The organism is Streptomyces sp. AC558_RSS880 (assembly GCF_019049255.1).
Taxonomy (GTDB): domain Bacteria; phylum Actinomycetota; class Actinomycetes; order Streptomycetales; family Streptomycetaceae; genus Streptomyces.
Map to the genome: position 1 here is coordinate 1 of NZ_JAGMUJ010000090.1, position 3,483 is coordinate 3,483.

Below are 3,483 nucleotides of genomic sequence, written 5' to 3' on the forward strand. Positions count from 1 at the left end.
CGTGCCCGTACCGCGCCCCGAACCGTCGCGGGAACGCCCGGGCGCGCGAAGGTGTTCACCAGCGGGTGCGGGCCACGGGCCTCCCCTCTCGCGAACGCGCTCGGCCGGACGGATCCCTGCCGTACGGCGGCCGGTTTTCGACGGGTTCCGGCGGTCACGACCTGGGCCGTGACCGTCCTGATGGTAGGAAGCCCACTGATCGCCACGCAATCGACGGCCCGCCCTGCACACGACCCCCGACGCGCTCGTCCGTGCGACCCGAACCCCATCCAGCCCGCCCATCGGAGCGGCCATAAAGGGCAGAACACCCGCTGGCGGAAGGCTCGCCAGATATCCGTCTCCTCCGGGGATCTTGGATGTCATATGCCATTCACGAAGCAGTACCGAGGTTTTCACGCGGGCGCTCAGCGGCACGGCGGGCGCCCGGCACGGTGGTACGCGCCGACGGCGGAAGCGCGAGGGCGGCAGAATCATGGTGGCGGCCGGACAGTCCCCGGGCACACACCCGGGCCCCATGAGCCGGGGCGACGATACCGCCGATCTCCGCCCGGGTACTCCTCGGGGACCGCGGCCTTCATTCCCCTTCGGTCGACTTGAGGGGTGTCTCTGCGGTGTCCGGCACAGGTGCGTTCCGGGCGGGAACGGCGGGTGTCCGCGGGCGACTCCAGCGTCGCCAGGCAGGCCAGGGCGACGAGACCACGCTGGTGAGGCGGGAGCTTGCAGCGGCGGTCACCCTCACGGGTGACGATGAGCATGGTGACCCACTCGACCAGCGCGCGAGGCAGGTCGAGTACGACAGGACAGGGAACCAACGAGACTCCTGTGCTGATGAGTTGAGACGTCGAACACCTCTCCCAACGGCCGCACCGCCCCTTTCGAGCGCCGTTGGCGCCGGCGGGCCGCTCATCGTCTCCGGTCCGCAACCGGACCAGCCGGGTTCGGCGAGCAGGGAGCCACCCGGGGGCCGGTCAGGGGCGTTCCCCGGTGGACTCGTGTGTCCCGGCGCCCGGTGTGGCGCGCAGGGTCAGGCCGTGGGCGTGGTAGATGCGGACGCCGTCCGCCCAGAGCCATGCCTCGGCGGTGGCGGTCACACTGCCGGGGCCGGTGAGACCGGTGTCGGGGTCGGGGTCGGTGACGAGACTGCGGATCTCCAGTTCGACCGTCACCGTGCGGGTGGCGGGGGTGACCTGGCCCCGATAGGTCCAGGTGAGCGGGCCGGCGCCGGGGAAGGTGCCGTATTCCCAGGCGGGGGCGGGGGTGCCGGCGACCGTCAGGCCCTTGGCCGTCAGGCAGGCTTGGAATGCCTGGTACATCGCCTGGAGGCCGAGCGAACCGGGCTGTACCGGGTCCTGGAAGAAGTGGGCCTTGAAGAACCACTCCCCCGCGTCGATGTCCTTCTGCGCCGCGATCCGCCCCAGGCCGTCCCGGCCGCCGTCGGGCCGGAAGGCGGTGATCCGGTCGAGCATCAGGAGGCTGGGGGTGGGAGCGGGCCGGGCGGCGGGCGGCAGAACAAGGCTGACTTCGGTCGCGGTCGTGGTGCCGGTCTCGGCCCGGGGGTCGGGGGCGGTGCCGGGCAGGCCGGTCTGCCGGGCGAACGCCTCGCGGGGGAAGAAGCCGAAGACGGTGGAGGCGGACAGGACCGGGAGGCCGTCGGCGTCGGCGCATTCGACGTCGAAGGAGACGATGACCATGCCGGCGTGCCGGGAGATGTCCTTCAGCACCGCGCGGGTGGTGAGCGTCCGCGTGGCGGGGGTGACCAGGGCGTGTGCGGTGAGGGTGCCGTCCAGGTTGCGGAAGAGCAGGTCGCCGTCCTCGGCGAGGGCGCAGCCGGTGTACGAGGCGAGCCAGCCGCAGGGTTGCAGTGCCGCCTCCATCAGCACGGCGGGCGGCATCTGCGGGCGCGGGCCGTCCGGCCAGTACCAGGCGTCGGCGGGTACGTCGTACGCGGTGACGACCTCGGCGCCCGCCGTCATCGCCCCCGGCTCTCCGGTGGCGGAGACCACGCGTGAGACGAACTGGTACGGCGGCGCGGGCAGCCGGGGTGCCCGCCGTACCCCGTCGAAGACCCCGTACATCGGGCCGAAGGCGGCCGAGGGGCGGCCGAGGGCGGAGGCGAGGAGTTCCGGGGCGGTGCCGTGGGCGGCGGCGCTCGCGGTGAGTTCCGGCCGCCGGGCGAGCGGCCAGTCCGGGACCAGGCGCAGGGCGGCACGGCGGGCGTGGAAGGACTTCACCCCGTCGACCGTGCACAGCACGTCCGCGATCAGGGTGGGCACCGGCCCGCCGGTCACCTCGGTCACGAACACCTCGTAGACCAGCTCACGGGCGGCGGGGGTGACCTGGCCCCGGCAGCGCATGGGCACGGACCGGCCGGTGACCGGCTCGAAACGCCAGCCGTCCGCGTCGAGCGTGCAGCCGAGGGCGGCCAGGTAGAAGGACATGGCCTGCAGGCAGCCCTCGTACATCAGGGTGCCCGGCATGCACGGGTCGTCCTTGAAGTGCCCGGCGAAGAACCAGTCGTCCGGTGACACCGGGGTGGTGGCCCGCAGGTAGCCCCGGCCCCACGGCCCGCCCTCCGGGTCGAAGCGGGTGACCTCGGAGAGCATCAGCATCCGGCCGCCGGCGATCCGGGGCGGGCGGGTCTGGGCCCGGGCGGCGTCCCAGTCAGGCCCGAAGCAGTCGGCGGGACGACCCTCGGAGAACGCCGTCACCTCTTCCCGGGTGAAGGCGCGGGCGGGAGCGGGGACCGGAGGCGGGTCGACCCGGCCGGGGCCGGGCTCCTCATCGGCCGGGTCCCACAGCACGCCCTGGGTGGAGGCGAGTTCGGCGTCGGTGAAGAAGCCCGCCTGCCCGGCCCGGACGCTCAGCGCCGGGCGGCCGTCGATGTGGCAGTCGTAGTGGAAGAAGAACAGCCGGATGCCGTCGTGCTCGCCGTGGCCGTCGACCCGGATGTCGAAGCGGAGGGTGGCGCCGGGCTCGGGCGGGCTGTCGTGGTAGGTCAGCTCGCAGCCCAGCAGGCGGTAGACGCGCTCGCCCCGGTTGAACCGGTCCACGCCCATCCACGCGATCAGCAGCAGATCGGCCTGCCCGGCCTCGACCATCAGCGAGGCGGGCATCCGCCCGGTGGGGTCGAGGTACCAGTCGTCCCCGGTGACGTCGGTCTCGGTGTGGATCGCGCCGGTGCCGAGCCGGTTCGGGACGGCGTCGACGGCGAGGACCCGGTCGACCAGGAGCATCGGGGGCCTCGGCATCCGCACCTGCCGCCGGAAGCCGTCCAGCTCGCGGAACTCCGGGCCCAGCACCTCCGCCACCGGGCCGTCGGCCAGCCGTTCCAGCTGTGCCCGGTCGAACAGCGGGGACGGCGGCGGGGTGTGGGCGGGGACGGGTGCGGGGGCAGGGGCCGGTACGGAGGTGGGCGTGGGGTACGGGCCATGTGTGGGTGACACGGGGGCCCGTACGGGCATGGGGCCGGGGGCGGTGCCGTAC

General features: G+C 73.5%; 2 pseudogenes. Both read right to left on the reverse strand.

What is annotated here, in order from left to right:
• Positions 1-674 precede the first annotated feature (674 nt).
• Positions 675-812: pseudogene (locus tag KUM38_RS27395) on the reverse strand (IS5/IS1182 family transposase); the annotation flags it as partial.
• A 156-nt stretch (positions 813-968) separates the two neighbouring features.
• Positions 969-3,483: pseudogene (locus KUM38_RS27400) on the reverse strand (beta keto-acyl synthase); the annotation flags it as partial.